Annotated in this window: 13 protein-coding genes and 1 tRNA gene; 8 read left to right on the top strand and 6 right to left on the bottom strand. The window is 63.0% G+C overall.

The features are described from left to right. Positions 1-37: 37 nt before the first annotated feature. From ASD69_RS11805 to ASD69_RS11775, 7 genes are read left to right on the top strand one after another with little or no spacing between them, the layout of a single operon-like run. The gene (locus ASD69_RS11805; RefSeq protein WP_056178043.1) at positions 38-697 is read left to right on the top strand and encodes a thermostable hemolysin; all 660 of its coding nucleotides are present in this window, start codon (positions 38-40) and stop codon (positions 695-697) included. Further along, on the top strand, positions 694-2,181 hold the full coding sequence (locus tag ASD69_RS11800; RefSeq protein WP_056178041.1) for an AMP-binding protein: 1,488 nt from the start codon (positions 694-696) through the stop codon (positions 2,179-2,181). The genes ASD69_RS11805 and ASD69_RS11800 overlap by 4 nt, the downstream gene beginning before the upstream one ends. Next, the gene (locus ASD69_RS11795) at positions 2,178-2,852 is read left to right on the top strand and encodes an iron-containing redox enzyme family protein (RefSeq protein ID WP_056178039.1); all 675 of its coding nucleotides are present in this window, start codon (positions 2,178-2,180) and stop codon (positions 2,850-2,852) included. The genes ASD69_RS11800 and ASD69_RS11795 overlap by 4 nt, the downstream gene beginning before the upstream one ends. Next, positions 2,852-3,643: an SDR family oxidoreductase gene (locus tag ASD69_RS11790; protein WP_056179858.1), complete on the top strand. Its 792-nt coding sequence runs from the start codon at positions 2,852-2,854 to the stop codon at positions 3,641-3,643. Before ASD69_RS11795 ends, ASD69_RS11790 begins: the two co-directional genes overlap by 1 nt. A gap of 29 nt (positions 3,644-3,672) precedes the next feature. Next, positions 3,673-4,344 carry a hypothetical protein gene (locus ASD69_RS22710; RefSeq protein WP_056178037.1) on the top strand — a complete coding sequence of 224 codons (672 nt, stop codon included), beginning with the start codon at positions 3,673-3,675 and terminating at the stop codon, positions 4,342-4,344. Between the two features lie 21 nt (positions 4,345-4,365). Next, entirely contained in the window at positions 4,366-5,043 is a 678-nt protein-coding gene (locus ASD69_RS11780; protein WP_056178035.1) for a response regulator transcription factor, read from the top strand. A gap of 11 nt (positions 5,044-5,054) precedes the next feature. After that, positions 5,055-6,440: an ATP-binding protein gene (locus tag ASD69_RS11775; protein WP_056178033.1), complete on the top strand. Its 1,386-nt coding sequence runs from the start codon at positions 5,055-5,057 to the stop codon at positions 6,438-6,440. A gap of 180 nt (positions 6,441-6,620) precedes the next feature. On the opposite strand, the gene ASD69_RS11770 is transcribed toward ASD69_RS11775, so the two are convergent. After that, the gene (locus tag ASD69_RS11770; protein WP_056178031.1) at positions 6,621-7,175 is read right to left on the bottom strand and encodes a DUF2058 domain-containing protein; all 555 of its coding nucleotides are present in this window, start codon (positions 7,173-7,175) and stop codon (positions 6,621-6,623) included. Positions 7,176-7,449: 274 nt separating this feature from the next. Here ASD69_RS11770 and ASD69_RS11765 point away from each other — a divergent pair, with 274 nt between their 5' ends. After that, complete coding sequence (locus ASD69_RS11765; protein WP_082576443.1) at positions 7,450-8,796, top strand: ATP-binding protein; 1,347 nt, start codon at positions 7,450-7,452, stop codon at positions 8,794-8,796. A gap of 111 nt (positions 8,797-8,907) precedes the next feature. Here ASD69_RS11765 and ASD69_RS21265 read toward each other — a convergent pair whose 3' ends face one another. The 5 genes from ASD69_RS21265 to ASD69_RS11745 form a co-directional block, all read right to left on the bottom strand. Continuing rightward, positions 8,908-10,071, bottom strand: coding sequence for a DGQHR domain-containing protein (locus ASD69_RS21265; protein WP_082576527.1), 1,164 nt, complete (start codon positions 10,069-10,071; stop codon positions 8,908-8,910). Next, on the bottom strand, positions 10,071-10,700 hold the full coding sequence (locus tag ASD69_RS21935; RefSeq protein ID WP_157499165.1) for a hypothetical protein: 630 nt from the start codon (positions 10,698-10,700) through the stop codon (positions 10,071-10,073). The genes ASD69_RS21265 and ASD69_RS21935 overlap by 1 nt, the downstream gene beginning before the upstream one ends. Positions 10,701-10,710: 10 nt before the next feature. Next, on the bottom strand, positions 10,711-11,601 hold the full coding sequence (locus tag ASD69_RS21260) for a Dam family site-specific DNA-(adenine-N6)-methyltransferase (RefSeq protein WP_082576442.1): 891 nt from the start codon (positions 11,599-11,601) through the stop codon (positions 10,711-10,713). Positions 11,602-12,058: 457 nt separating this feature from the next. Then, positions 12,059-12,134 (bottom strand) — tRNA-Ile (locus ASD69_RS11750). Positions 12,135-12,246: 112 nt separating this feature from the next. Continuing rightward, complete coding sequence (locus ASD69_RS11745) at positions 12,247-14,631, bottom strand: GH92 family glycosyl hydrolase (RefSeq protein WP_082576441.1); 2,385 nt, start codon at positions 14,629-14,631, stop codon at positions 12,247-12,249. Positions 14,632-14,927: the final 296 nt, after the last annotated feature.

The raw sequence follows: 14,927 nt of genomic DNA, 5'->3' as shown, positions 1-14,927 counted from the left end.
ATGGTGACTTAATCGGGGAGCGGAATGATGCCGCTCCATGCGCACTCATCCCCACAAAAATACCGACCTCGATCTGCGGCCATCCGGCCTGGAGGTGGATTCCGACGATGCCGTCCGCCCCGAAGTCGAGTCCTTCATCGCTCAGGTGTACCAGTTGCGATACGGCGCGCGCCTGCGCAATTTCCTGCCGCGACTGATCGCATTCCGGGACCAGACTAATGCCCTGCACGCCGCGGTGGGATTGCGTGGCGGCGCCGACGGCCGACTGTTCGTCGAACAGTACCTCGACGAGCCCGCCGAGCGCGCCATCGGCGATTTCGTCGGGCGGCCGGTGAATCGCAACGAGCTGGTCGAGGTCGGAAACTTCGCGGCCGTGTCGGCAGGGCAAAGCCGCGAGGTCATCGTCGACCTGACGTCGCGCCTGCATCGCAGCGGCTATCGCTGGGTGCTGTTCGTGGCCACCCGGCAGTTGCGCAACGCCTTCGATCGCCTGCACCTGGCCACGGTGGAGATCGCCGACGCCTCGCCCGCGCGCGTGGCGGGCGATTCCAGCGACTGGGGCCGCTACTACGAGACCCAGCCCAAGCTCATGTTCGGCGATCTCGCAGCCGGGTACGCCTACCTGACGGAGGCCAAGCGGTCGACGGTGGCCGCCGACGCGCAGTCCGAGAAGACGCTCGCGGGTGCGCGGTCATGAGCATCGGGCGACTGATTGAAGAACGCGTCGGACCTGCGCTGCGCGTGACCTGGAACGACGGCGATCTCAGCGACGATGACTTGCGGGCACGGGTTTCCCGAGTGGCCGAACAGCTCGCGGCGCGGGCGTTGCGCTGCGTCGCCAGCCGCCTGGACAACGGCCCCGACTGGCTGATCCTGGATCTCGCGCTGCGCCGCCAGGGCATCGCCCATGTACCGGTGCCGACCTTCTTCAGCCCCGCGCAGATGGCCCATGCCCTGTCCGACAGCGGTGCCCAGGCCTTGGTGCTGTCCGACCAATCAACGCCCCCCGGCGACGCGGACATCACCGTCTCGCAGGAACTGGCGCCGGGCCTGCGACTATGGCCGCTGAGCGCGGCCGCGGTGGCGCTGCCGAATGGCACCGCCTGCGTCACCTACACCTCGGGCACCACCGGCGCCCCGAAGGGCGTGTGCCTGGACGAAGCGGCCCTGTACCAAGTGGCGCAATCCCTCGCCCAGGCCGCACAACCCTTGGCGCCGCGCCGCCATCTGTGCCTGCTGCCGCTGTCGACCTTGCTGGAGAATGTCGCCGGCGTGTACGCCGCGCTGATCGCCGGCGCTGAAATCGCGGTGCCCCACCTCGCCGAGATCGGCTACACCGGCGCCGCCGGACTCGACGTGCCCACCCTGTTGGCATGTCTGCACCGCTACCGCCCCGAAAGCGCGATCGTCGTGCCGCAGTTGCTGCTGGCGCTGGTGATGGCGGCCGAACATGGCGCCGCCTTGCCGGACTCGCTGCGCTTTCTCGCCGTCGGCGGCGGGCGCGTCGGGCCCGCCCTGCTGGCGCGCGCGCAAGCCGTCGGCCTGCCGGTCTATGAGGGCTATGGCCTGACCGAATGCGGCTCGGTCGTCTGCCTCAATCGCCCGGGCGCCATCCGGCCCGGCAGCGTGGGCCAGCCCTTGCCGCATGCGCGCGTGACGGTCGTCGACGATGAACTGTGGGTCGAAGGCGTGCGCTGCCTGGGCTATCTGGGCGCCGACACACCCGCTCCCGGCGCGATCGCCACCGGCGATCTGGGACGAATCGACGAGGACGGCTACGTCTACATCACCGGCCGCCGCAAGAACGTCTTCATCACCGCCTTCGGCCGCAACGTCTCGCCCGAATGGATCGAGAGCGAACTGCTGCAACACCCGATGTTCGCTCAAGCCGTGGTGCATGGCGAGGCCCGCGAATTCAACGTCGCCGTGGTCTGGCCGCGGAACCCCGCGCTCACCGACGCGCAACTGCGCTCGGCGCTGGACCAGGTCAACGCGCAACTGCCCGACTACGCGCAAGTGCACGACATCGTGCGCGCCGATGCGGCCTTCAGCGCCCTCGACGGCTTGATGACCAGCAACGGCCGGCCGCGACGCGACGCGATCTTCGCGCGCTACGCCGATGCGATCGAGCAGCGCTATCCGTCTTCCTCTCCCCCTATCGAGACAGGAGTACCCGCATGACGTTCCACGAGCGCCTCTTGGCGCAGACCCAGCGCGAGCGCGAAGCGCTGATCGCGATTCCCATCATCCAGACCGCCTTGGCCGGGAAAATCGAAAGGCAGGACTACATCGCGTTTCTGACCCAGGCCTTTCATCATGTGCGGCACACGGTGCCGCTGCTGATGGCCTGCGGCGGGCGGCTCCCGGCCCGCCTGGAATGGCTGCGCACCGCGATCGGCGAATACATCGAAGAAGAAATGGGCCACCACGAATGGGTGCTGGACGATCTGGCGGCCTGCGGCTGCGATCGGGCGGAGAAGGCGAACTCGGCCCCGTCGCAAGCCACCGAACTGATGGTGGCTTATGCCTACGACACCATCGCGCGCGGCAACCCGGTCGGATTTTTCGGCATGGTGCTGGTGCTGGAGGGCACCAGCGTGGCGCTGGCCACGCGCGCCGCCGAGACCATCGAGACCTCGCTGGGACTACCGCGCAACGCGTTCACCTATTTGCGATCCCACGGCGATCTGGATGTCGAGCACACCGGCTTCTACGAGCAGCTGATGAACCGCCTGGAGGAGGAAGAAGACCGCCAGGCGGTGGTGCATGCCGCCCGACGCTTCTACAAGCTCTACGGCGACATCTTCCGCACGCTGCGCGAAGAGTCCGACGAACTGGCCGCCGCCGCATGATCGCGCTGCGCGACAAGACGGTGTTGCTGACCGGCGCCAGCGGCGGAATCGGCTCCGCGCTGTGCGACGCGCTGGTGGCGACGGGAACCCGCGTGATCGCGGTCGGCCGCAACGAGCCGGCCCTGGCCGCCTTGGCGCAGCGCCACGAAGCGGGGCGCGTGACGCCGCTGGCCGCCGACTTGTCGAGCGCGGAGGGGCGCACGCGCGTGATCGATCTCGCGCGCCGCCTGTCGCCATCGCCGTCCGTCGTCATCCTCGCCCACGCCCAGAGCGCCTTCGGCTTGTTCGAGGATCAATCGCCCGCACGGCTCGAACAGTTGTTCGACACCAACCTGGTGGCGCCGGTGCTACTGATCCACGACCTGCTTCCGATACTGAAGCAGCACGAACGCGCGACGGTGGCCGCTATCGGCTCCACCTTCGGCAGCCTGGCGTTTCCGGGGTTCTCCGCCTACAGCGCCAGCAAGTTCGGACTGCGCGGGCTGATGGAAGGCCTGTCGCGCGAGTACGCCGACACCGGCTTGCGATTCCAATACCTCGCGCCTCGCGCGACGCGAACGGCCTTCAACTCCGAGGCGGTGAACAGCTTGAACCGGGCGATGAAAGTCGCCCAGGACGAGCCCGCCGCGGTCGCCGCGCAACTCATCTCGGCGATCGAGCAAGAACGACCGCGCATGCAGCTGGGCTGGCCGGAAAAGCTGTTCGCGCGCTTGAACGGCGCGTTCCCCAGCTTGATTGATCGAAACCTGAAAGCGCAGCTGTCCCTGATCCGGCGCCACGCGCGCCCCTGATCGCCGCCCCTATTTCCGAGGAACCAGCCATGTTCGATTTCCGCATTCGTCGCGCGTCCCTGCTGGCCGGCCTGCTGCTCGGCGTCGCCGCCCTGCCGTGCCTGGCCGCGCAGGCCGCTGTGCCCGCGCAAGTCGCGGCCGTGCAAGACCGCTGGGCGCAGATCAACTACAACACGCCTAAGAAGCAGCGCGAATCCGGGTTCGAGGCCTTGGCCAAGCAGGCCGCCACCGTTCGCGCCGCGCAGCCCGGCAACGCATCGGCGTTGATTTGGGAAGGCATCGTCCTGTCCAGCTTCGCCGGCGAGCGCGGCGGCCTGGGCGCCTTGAGCCTGGTGAAACAGGCCAAAAAGGACTTCGAACAAGCCCTGTCCATCGATCCCAAGGCATTGGACGGCGCGGCCTACACCAGCTTGGGCGCGTTGTACTACCAGGTACCCGGCTGGCCGATCGGCTTCGGCGACGATGCCAAGGCGCGCGAACTGCTGAAGGCCGGTCTTCAGGTGGACCCCGACGGCATCGACGCCAACTATTTCTATGGCGACTATCTCCAGGACCAGGGCGATTGGAAAGCCGCCGCCGCGTCGCTCGAGAAGGCCCTGGCCGCGCCGGCCCGCCCTGGCCGCGAACTGGCCGACCAGGGCCGCCGCAAGGACATCCAGGCCTTGCTCACCAAGGTCCGCTCGCACCTTGCCAGCCGCTGATCCAGCGAAGACACTGCCCGCATGCGCATCCTGCTCGTCGAAGACGATCTGTCGCTAGGCGAAGGCATCCGAACGGCATTGCGCCGGGCCACCTATTCGGTGGACTGGCTGCAGGACGGCGTGAGCGCGCTGGCCGCGATCAAGGACGGCGGCATCGACTTGGTCGTGTTGGACCTGGGCCTGCCACACATGGACGGCCTGGAAGTGATCCGCCAGGCCAGGCGCACGGGAGACGGCCTGCCCATCCTCGTTCTGAGCGCGCGCGAACGCGCCAGCGACCGCGCGCTCGGGCTGGACACCGGTGCCGACGACTACCTGGGCAAACCTTTCGACACCAATGAGTTGTTGGCGAGGGTGCGGGCCCTGATTCGCCGCACACAGGGGCGCGCCGATCCGATAGTGCGATTGGGCAACCTGGTGCTCGATCCGGCGACGCTGCTGGTGACGTGGAGGGGCAAGCGCTTCGATCTGCCGCGTCGGGAGTTCGCCTTGCTGCACCTTTTGATGGAGAACAAGGGCCGGCCCATCAGCCGCGAGTCCGCGCAGCAGCGCTTGTATGGCTGGGATGAGGATGTCGCCAGCAACGCGGTGGACGTGCACGTGCACGCCCTGCGCAAGAAGCTTCACCCCGAGTTGATCCGAACGCTGAGGGGCGTGGGCTACGCTATCGACGACAAGATCGCCCACGCCGACGGATAGAGCGAACACTCATGGGATCCATCCGCAACAGACTATTGGGATCCCTGCTGGGAGGGACCACGGCCGTGCTGTTGGTGGCCGCGTTCTTCAGCTACCGCGCCGGCCTGCAGGAGGCCGGCGAGATGTTCGACGCCAAGCTCGCGCATTCCGCGCGGGTGCTGATGAGCCTCGTGGACGAGCCGCTGGCCGACCTGGCCGAGCACCCCGGAAACCCGATCGAAGTGAAGGTGTGGCACGGCAACGCCAGCGGCGTCGGCGACGCCCTGGCGTTCTCCACGGGTCATGCCTACGAGACCAAGCTGGCGTTCCAGGTGCGCGACGCCACCGGCAAGATACTGCTGCTTTCCGATAGCGGCCCCCGTACCGGCCTCGCGCCGCTGGTGCCCGGCTACGGCAATGCGGTATTCGACGGCGAGCAGTGGCGGACCTTCACTCTGAAGACGCCGGCGGGGCGTTGGTATCAATCGGCCGAGCAATCCGCGATCCGCAGCGAGCTGGCCGAGGACATCGCCTTCGGCACCATGCTGCCGCTGTTGCTGGCCTTGCCCGTGCTTGCGCTACTGGTGTGGCTGGCGGTGAGCTGGGTCACCCGCACCATCCAGGACGTGTCGGACGCGGTCGCCCTGAAGGATCCCAGACAGCTCGAGCCCATCGTCCTGGCGAAAGTGCCGACCGAAGTGCATGGCATCGTGCAGGCAATCAACGGATTGCTGTCGCGACTGAACGATGCGCTGCTGCGCGAACGTCGCTTCACCGCCGATGTCGCGCACGAGCTTCGAACGCCCCTGGCGGCCTTGAAGGTTCACGCATTCAACGTCCGCCAGGCGCCCACGCAGGACGAGAGAGCCCAATCGCAGGGCTATCTCGACGACAGCATCGAGCGCATGGAGCGACTGGTCAGCCAAATGCTGATGCTCAGCCGACTCGAATCGCGCGAGCGCAAGCCGCAGATGGACAGAATCGACCTGTCGGTCGTGGGCAACCGGCACTTCCGCGACTACAGCGCCCTGGCCGCGGCCCAAGGCAAGACCCTGACCATGTCGGCAGCGTCGGTGAGCATATTCGGAGAAGAGCTCGCGATAGACGCCCTGATGCGCAACCTGCTCGACAACGCATTGCGCTACAGCCCCGTACCCGGGGCGATAGCCCTGCGGGTATCCCGCGACGGCGACTCGGCGGTGCTGGTGGTCGAGGATTCGGGGCCGGGGATCGCCGAAGACGCGCGCGCCAGAGTGTTCGAGCGCTTCTACCGCGAACTGGGCACCGGTGTGGAGGGCAGCGGCCTGGGCCTGTCCATCGTCGCCGAAGCCGTGTCCCTGCATCGCGCGCGGATTGCGATGGACCGCTCGCCCGAGCTGGGCGGCCTGCGCATCACGGTAACCTTCGCCGCCGTTTGATCTATACGGCGGGTCGCTTTCGAAAAGCGCCAGCGTCCGCACTGCTCGAGGTGGCGCTGGTCCGTGCGCAGGTAGAGCTGCCGAAGATGGAGCCAGAATGCACTTTCGCCACTACCGCCAGCGAAAGTCCTCCAAAGGCGAACTCCGACGCCGAGCTTTAATCCCGGATTTCAGCGCCAGTCACCAAACCAGATCGTCGGGCACCTTGAACTGCGCGTAGTACGCATCGTCTTCGGCCGTCGTCGCAGCAGCACCGGCGTCGGAGGCCAGCCCATGGTCGAGCACGATCATGCTGGCGTCGCGCTCGCGGACCTTATCCCCCGCCGCGCGGGGCAACAGTTCGTAGCGCTCGCCCAGGCAGGCGATCACGAGTTCGCCGGCGGACAACTTCTTACGCAGATCCTCATTGACCAGCAAGGTGCGAATGACCCCGCCCGCGGTGAAGCGGTACTCGCTCTCGCCCGAGCGCGGCACCTTCCTGTCCTCGATGATCTGCCGCGCCTGCGCGCGCAGCTCGGCGACCCGCGCCTGCGCCTTGCGCTCCGCCGCCAGCGCGCGGTCCCGCTCGGCCTTTTCGGCCCGCGCCCGCTCCGCCTCCAGCTGTGCCTCGCTGGGCCCGGACGGCCCCTTGGCATGCCGCGCTTTGTTCTGCTCGCGCGCCACCTCGGCCACCTTGGACTTTTTGACCAGGCCTGCCTTGAGCAGCTGTTCCTGAAGTGGATTCGCCTTTGCCATGCTGCGGGTTCTTACTGGGGGTTTCTGGGCATCATACCCCCACCCCCGCCGCTCTTCCCCTGAGATGGTGGAGGCGTTGAAGCGGGGACGTGCGATTGCCTTGCGAGGGGTCGGATATGGGAGCAGGCTGCTCTTTAGGACCTCCGGCCAGCACGTCTCGTGAAGTGCACTCTGACCCCAGTTTCCGTGGACTTGTACCGACTTGGGGCATGCCACCGACACGGGCGTACCCGTTACGAGCGACCGCTGAGAAGGGAAGCAAAGGAGCCGTTTAGTGATACCCAAAATCCACTCGCTATACCCCGCGCAGTTCGCTTTAGAGCTGCAGACGGTTGTCTCTCATTCGCGGCCTATCGACGATGAGACTCACCTAAAAGGACGCTCAGAACAACTAAGCAATGTATCCCAGGCAATTTATGCCGCAGGAAGGCACGTCTTCGTATTCGGAGAACGCGGCGTCGGGAAGACATCCCTCGCGAAGACCGCGGGCCGACGGGCAGCCACGACCGCAGACTGCTTCAAGCAGATCGGCTGCTCCAGCGACTCGACGTTCGACGACATTCTTAGGTTGGTTATCGAGGTCTTCGACGAGAGGCGGTTGAAGACCATCCAGAAGTCGTCAACTTGGGGCTTTGGGCAGTGGCTAAGTCTCGGCGCCACAACAATTGAGACGAGCGTTGCGCCGCGCATCACTGTTGCGTTGGCAGCAGACACACTCGCTTCCCTGGATGCTGATCGGAGTGACTACTTTCGCGTCGTAGTAATTGACGAGATGGATCGGATAACAGACCAGAGCATTCGCGGACAGTTCGCCGAACTGGTCAAACTCCTAGGCGATCGAGGTGCCAGGATCACGATAATTTTCACTGGCGTAGGGTCCGATCTGGAGCAGATACTAGGCAGCCACGCTTCTTCGTTTCGACAGCTTGCACAGATTCCGCTTGAGCGGATCGACTATCAGTCCGCACTCGACATCATTGATGACGCTCTCGCAAAGTTTGGCCTCTCTTGGGAGGTGGAGCCCACAAGGACTGCTCGCTTCAGGATTGCTAGCATCGCAAACGGCTTTCCGTACTATGTTCACCTTCTAATGGAGAAGCTGCTCTACAAGGTTTACGGTGACAAGGGAGCAACTCAGATCACCTTAGAGCATCTCTCTGGGGCCATTGCGGCAGCGGTGACCGATGCTCAGGAAGAGATCCGCAAGCCGTACGACAAGGCCACACGAGGGCGAGCACCACATTACAAGCTGCTTGCATGGGCGGCTGCAGACTCGTGGCAACTGGAGCGAACGGCTGCGCAGATATACACCTCGTACACCACCATCTGCGAAGACCTCAGCGTAAGTGCGCTGCCGAAGGATAAGATCCTTCAGGCTCTTGCGACGCTCAAAAAGCCGAGCCATGGGCCTCTACTTCGTGCAGGTTATCGGAAGGGACAGTATCAGTTCACAGAGAACATCGTACGGGGCTACGTCCGACTATGTGCGGCTGCCGAGGGAATCGAGTTACGGGACATCCATCCTGACGAGAACGGCCCACGGATCACTGCCCAAGTACGCGAGAAGCGATACCACGACCCTCGCAAATATGGCGGCGCTCCGAGGACTTTCGGCGACTAAGTTACCGAACGGATTCAGAGCCCACTGCACTGTGCCACCAGTTAAACTCCTCCCAAAACGCACTCTGAGCCCAAGCTTTGCAGCTTGTGCCGGATGCTGGCGAAATGCCCCCTATCGAAGCCCCATTTCAGAAAACAATTGATGATAAACCGCTGTCTCACCGCTCGTGCCGGGCTTGAAGTTGTCGACGTTAAAATCAGCGTCTTGAATCTTAGTGCGAGAGAAAAGCACATTGAACTGGTCCGCTGTCACCACATCACCAGGTCTAGCAAGATGTAGGTACGCCGGTCTCAATAACCTCATAAGACCTCTGAAGCCATTCGTTTTCTTTAGCATCGCGCCGGATCCCCCCTGAGCCCAAGCCGTGGGCCAACGCTCAGAAGCAGCTTTATAGAAATTGTATATAACGTCTGCTATATCTAGATCTCTGTTCTCTAGAAACATGTTTCTAAATATATGCCGCTCTAGATCTTTAACCTCTGCTTTAGCAGGCTTGGAGCCACGCAGGAAGATATCTCGATCCTTGATAGGATCCGGCGTTAGGTACGGCAAGAGCGCTTCCACAAAGGTCGCCTGTGTCAGCGTCTCGGTAAACCTCCCCTTGGTTGCCACACCCAATCGCTTGATGCTCTGGTAAAAGGGGCTTTTCGGCTCAAGATCAAGCGCGACTGAAATATTGTGCGCGGTCTTCTGCGGGCTGCGTGCCTGCGAATACTCGTACAGATCATAGGCGAGGCTCTTACTGACCTTAGTCTGCGAAAGATTAACAACAGAAAACAGATACGCCTGACTTTCAATGTCCATTTCAATAAAAATGGACACATTAATTTCAAAGGGCGGATGACCCTCGGCTAGATGAAAGAGCCCTTCAATACGATGCTGCCCGTCAAGCACGCGAGCGATTTGTGTCCGATCAATTCGATTTTCTGACTCGTCAACGTGCAAATCACTTTTCAGAGTCAAAGTACGATTTAACTCATTGTACTCGGCACAGCGGCCGGGAATAGCAAGGATCACAGCGGTCGGAAAGCATGCGTCAATCGTGTTGACATACTTGCCAATGTCCTTAACACGCTTAGGATTAACCTCGCGCTGAATACCTAAATACTCATCAATAGGACGCCCACCACGTAGCTCTCTGACATCCGAATAGGTAATTTGTCGAAGTATCGCGGAGTCGATCGAGGCTACAAAGAAGTCTCCAATAGGTTGCGAGACACGAACGCAGGGAACATCTATAGTGAAATCCTGATCAAGAACGCTCTGAGACCTCATCACCCTTGCTCCTTATGCCGAGCGGAGAAGCTTCCGGCAAAATCGTTGGCCTGCTCCTTCATAGCTTCTTCAACATTGAACCCAGAAATGTTCTTCCGGTACACAGTTGTGAGATAGCGAAGTATCAGAACCACCACGGCAACAAATACAGATGCGAAGAACAGGAAATCAGTATTCAGTATCTGCAGAAACTTATGCGCGGGATTTCTCGCCGCCAGCTCCAGCGAGTAGAAACCCGCAGCCATCGCTGAAAGTAAAACCAGAAAGATGACGTGACTTATTCTGCCGGGGAACTTTTTGGCGTTAGCCGGCTCGTCAAGCGCAATGAAGAGGATTGGGCCAAGCATGCCTACAGCGAAAATAAATAGCTGCCCCGTGCTCATAGTCGTGTAGACCAAGCGAAAATAATCTGCCGGCACATTCGGCTTAAACGCAAGCAGAAATATGGCCGTAAGCCAGAATGTTGCCGAGCTAAAAACGAAAGTGGCTGAGAACTCCTTGAGGGTGTCTATATGGTTCTTGCCAGTGCAATGAACCAGATGTCCAACAAGAGGCAGCGGCCCCCACCATCGCTTAAACCACTCCCAACGACCCTTAATGAATTCTTGAATCCTTTGCTTTGAGAACATTACCCAGCCCTCATCCTGAAATTATCAGCTCGGCATACTGACCGCGAGCACCACCGTTTCCCGCGATGGCACTGAACCGTTGCCTAGGTGTCAAGTTGAAATATGGCCCATAAAGCTGACGCACGCTCTCATGATCCGCATTCGTGCATATGATCGCAGCGCCGCGCTTGGATGCTCGCCACAGGGCTTCGCACAAGCGCTCCTGATCCGACCACGAAAAAAGCTTCTCGTTATATTTAACAAAGCCATTGTATTGATGACGCACCGTATAAGGAGGATCTGCGAATACGAGATCACCCTCTTGAGCCATATCAATCTGATGCTCGAAGTCGGCTGCAATCAATTTTGCACTCTTCAGACGATTGGCTACCCGCTCGAAATCGTCACTATCGAGGACCGCACGCGTCTTGGTTCCAATCGGAGTATTAAAAACACCTAACTTGTTAACTCTGTACAGACCGTTCCAACAAGTCCTATTCAAGTATATGAATCTTGCGGCCCTGGTATGTGGCTTAAGCGGAGCTTGCGAGCGAATCAAATAATAATAGTCTTCACAATGATTGCGGTCATGCTCGCGCAATTTTCTTGCAACAGCGCGCCAATCACCTTTGATGGCGCAGTAAGCGTCAATCAGGTCGGCATTTGAATCCGAAAGCACAGATGTAGCCGGGGCTATGCCAAAAAACATCGCACCGCTCCCAAGGAACGGCTCAAAGTATCGGTCAAAACGCAAAGAGCGGAGATCAACTGCCAATGGCGCAAGCCAGCGCTTCCCCCCAGCCCATTTAAGAAATGGAACAACGCTATCGGCGGGCGTGGATTTGCTTCCACGCGATCTCGGCAATGGGGCACTGCCAGCGGAATCAATTACCCGCTGTAGCCCCCTGATAATTTCCCTCATGCAAGATCCGTCCCTTGGCAAGAGCCCACGGAGGGCAGTATCACGGCTTGGGCCAATTTCTCAAAGCAGGGCACGCTTGGAAAGCTACAACTGCACCATGCAAGTCCCAACACCCCACTCAAAGGACAGCATCGGACCAGACTGGTCGCTGGATGCGACGCTCAGCGACATGGACGAACGCTGGGTCGACACGGCGCATAGCTTTGAGGCACCGGCCGTGACGACGCTGAGCCTGGGCAATCGTTTCAAGCTCGGCGGCCGTCCAGCCGACGTACGGATCCTGGGCTCGAACCTACTGGGCGAAGAGGACTACCTGGTCGCCTCGTCCGGGCTACTCTCGCCCGCCCTCCGCAGACGATACGCGCCGTACTTACGATCGCCTTTGGTGCGAGCGACTAATGCTGCCTCATCGAGATTGTCGCTTGGTCAGCAGTGCCGGCGTTTGACGGCAAAAGACTGGTGGGCCCACCAGGATTCGAACCTGGAACCAAAGGATTATGAGTCCTCTGCTCTAACCGTTGAGCTATAGGCCCGCGCGTCGGGGAATTCTACGGGAGCGGGCCGCGCGGCATAAGCCGGGCTGTGCGTGCCGGCCAGGTATGCCGGAGGCGGCCGCGCCGGTGGGCGCGGTGCGGCCACTGCGGGTCAGGGCTGGGAGGACATCGAGTACGGGCGCTGCTTGGGGTCGGTCGCCCAGGTCTTGTCGGGCTGGGCCTGCATGGTGAAACGCAGTTCGCCGCCGGCGAGGATTTCGTCGTGGCGCAGGTAGGCGCGGTCCAGCGGTTGGCCGTTGAGGGTGGCGCGGCCGATGTAGGTGTGGGCCTCGTCCAGGCCGTCGGCGATCACGCTGAAGCGCTTGCCGTTGGGCAGCTTGAGGGTGGCGCGCGGGACGAAGGGGCGGCCGATCACGTACTCGTTGCTGGCCGGGGCCACCGGATAAAAGCCCAGGGCGGTGAACACGTACCAGGCCGACATCTGGCCGAGGTCGTCGTTGCCGGCCAGGCCGTCGGGGCGCGGGGCGTACTGGGTGGCCATGATCTGCTTGAGGCGTTCCTGGGTGCGCCAGGGTTGGCCGGCATAGGCGTAGAGGTAGGCGACATGGTGGCTGGGCTCGTTGCCGTGCGCGTACCAGCCGATCAGGCCGGTGATGTCTTCCATGTGCTCGAAGATCTTGGGGTCGACCTTAGCGTCGAAGACCTGGTCGAGTTTGTCGACCAGGTTGGCGTCGCCACCCAGCGCGGCGGTGAGGCCGGCGACGTCCTGCGGGACGTACCAGGAGTACTGCCAGGCGTTGCCTTCGGTGTAGTCGCTGCCGTAGCCGCTGACGGTGGGGTCGAAGGGTTCGCGGAAGGCGCCGTCGCGCTTGCGCGCGCGCATGAAGCCGGTCTTGGCGTCGAAGGCGTGCTTCCAGTTGCCGGCGCGCTTGTTGAAGTTGGCGGCGATGTCCTTGCGGCCCATGGCCTGGGCCATGCGCGCGATGGTCCAGTCGTCGTAGGCGTATTCCAAGGTCTTGGACGCGGCCTCGCCTTCTTCGTCGATCGGCACGTAGCCCAGTTCCATGTACTGGGCGATGCCGTCGTAGGGGCCGTAGCTGGCGCTGGCGACCATGGCCTGCAGGGCTTCGTCGGCGTCGTAGCCGCGGATGCCTTTCATGTAGGCGTCGGCGATCACCGGGACGGCGTGGTAGCCGACCATGCACCAGGTCTCCTGGCCGTGGAACGCCCATACCGGCAGCACGCCGTAGGGGCTTTCGCGGCGCGAGGCCAGCAGCGAATTGACGAAGTCGCTGTTGCGTTGCTCGGGCTGCACCAAGGTCAGCAGCGGGTGCAGCGCGCGGTAGGTATCCCACAGCGAGAAGGTGGAATGGTGGCGATAGCCCTTGGCCTGATGCACGGCGTTGTCGGGGCCGCGATAGCGGCCGTCGCTGTCCATGAACAGGCTGGGGCCCATCAGCGTGTGATAGAGCGCGGTGTAGAAGCTCTTGCGCATCGGCTCGGGCGCGTCGAGATCGACCGCCGATAGCGCCTGGGTCCAGCCGGCGCGCGCCTGTGTGCGCACGCCATCGAAATCGAAACCGGGCACTTCGGCGTCGAGATTGGCGATGGCGCTGTCTTCGCTGACCGGCGAAATCGCGACCTTGACCACCAGCGATTGCCCAGCGGCGTCGGCGAAGTCGAAGGCGCCGACCAGCTGGCGGCCTTCGATCTGCGCGCGCAGTGCGGGCGTCTTCTCGGCCGGCGGCGGGAAGCCCTTGTAGATCACGTCCTGTTCGGTGTCGTGGAACTGGTGGCCGCTGAGCGGGCGCGAGAAGCGCATCGCGAAATAGAGCTGGCGGCCGGGCGCCCAGCCGCGGGTTTCGCGGAAGCCGGTGACGGTGCCGTCGGGGCGCAGGCGCAGGCGCGACCACAGCACCTTGCCGGGGTAGTCGTACATGCTGGTGCGCAGGTCGATCAGCACGTGCGCGGGCTTGCCCTTGGGGAAGCTGTAGCGATGCACGCCGACGCGTTCGGTGGCGGTGAGTTCGGCGCGTACCTGGTAGTCGTCGAGGGTGACGGCGTAGTAGCCGGGCTGGGCGACTTCGTCGTCGTGACGGAAGCGCGAGCGGTAGCCGCTGCCGGGCTTGCCGTCCTCGCCGCGCTCCAGGCGCACCTCGCCCGCGATCGGCATCAGCAGCACGTCGCCGAGGTCGGAGTGGCCGGTACCGGAGAAATGGGTGTGCGAGAAGCCGACGATGCTGGTGTCGTCGTAGCGGTAGCCCGCGGCCCAACCGTAGGCCTCCTTGCGCGGCTTGATCTGGGTGTCGGGGCTGAGCTGGACCATGCCGAACGGCACCACCGCGCCGGGAAAGGTGTGGCCTTCGCCGCCGGTGCCGATGAAGGGATCGACCGCTGCGTAAGCGCGGCGACCGGCGTCGTCGGGCGCGGGCGGCGCGGCCGCGGCGGCGAGGCCGCTCATGGCCCAGGCCAACAGCAGCGGCCAGCGCAGGCGGCGCTTCGGCGTGGGTCGCGGGGGCGAGGTATCGGCAGGCATGGACGGCTCCGGCTGGGCGCGCCGGGACGGGCCCGGTCGGGGCGCTGACAGTGAATTTAGATCGTTCTAAACGTCGTAAACGCTAGCATGTGGCCGATACGCCCGCATGCTGCACCGCAGAATGCAAGGCGCTGCACCGGGGCGCAGCATGCGATGCAATTAGACCGATCCAACGCATGCGCCCCTGCCTTGCTCGACGCCATGGCCGCACCCCGTCGGCGCCGACCCGCGTCCGCCTTGGCCGAGCGACTTTGGGCGGCACCGCCCACGATCCGCGCCCCGCCACGCCGCGCCTT

The sequence above is a fragment of the Lysobacter sp. Root604 genome (assembly GCF_001427505.1).
Taxonomy (GTDB): Bacteria; Pseudomonadota; Gammaproteobacteria; order Xanthomonadales; family Xanthomonadaceae; genus Lysobacter.
This window is presented reverse-complemented; position numbering and strand designations above follow the sequence as displayed.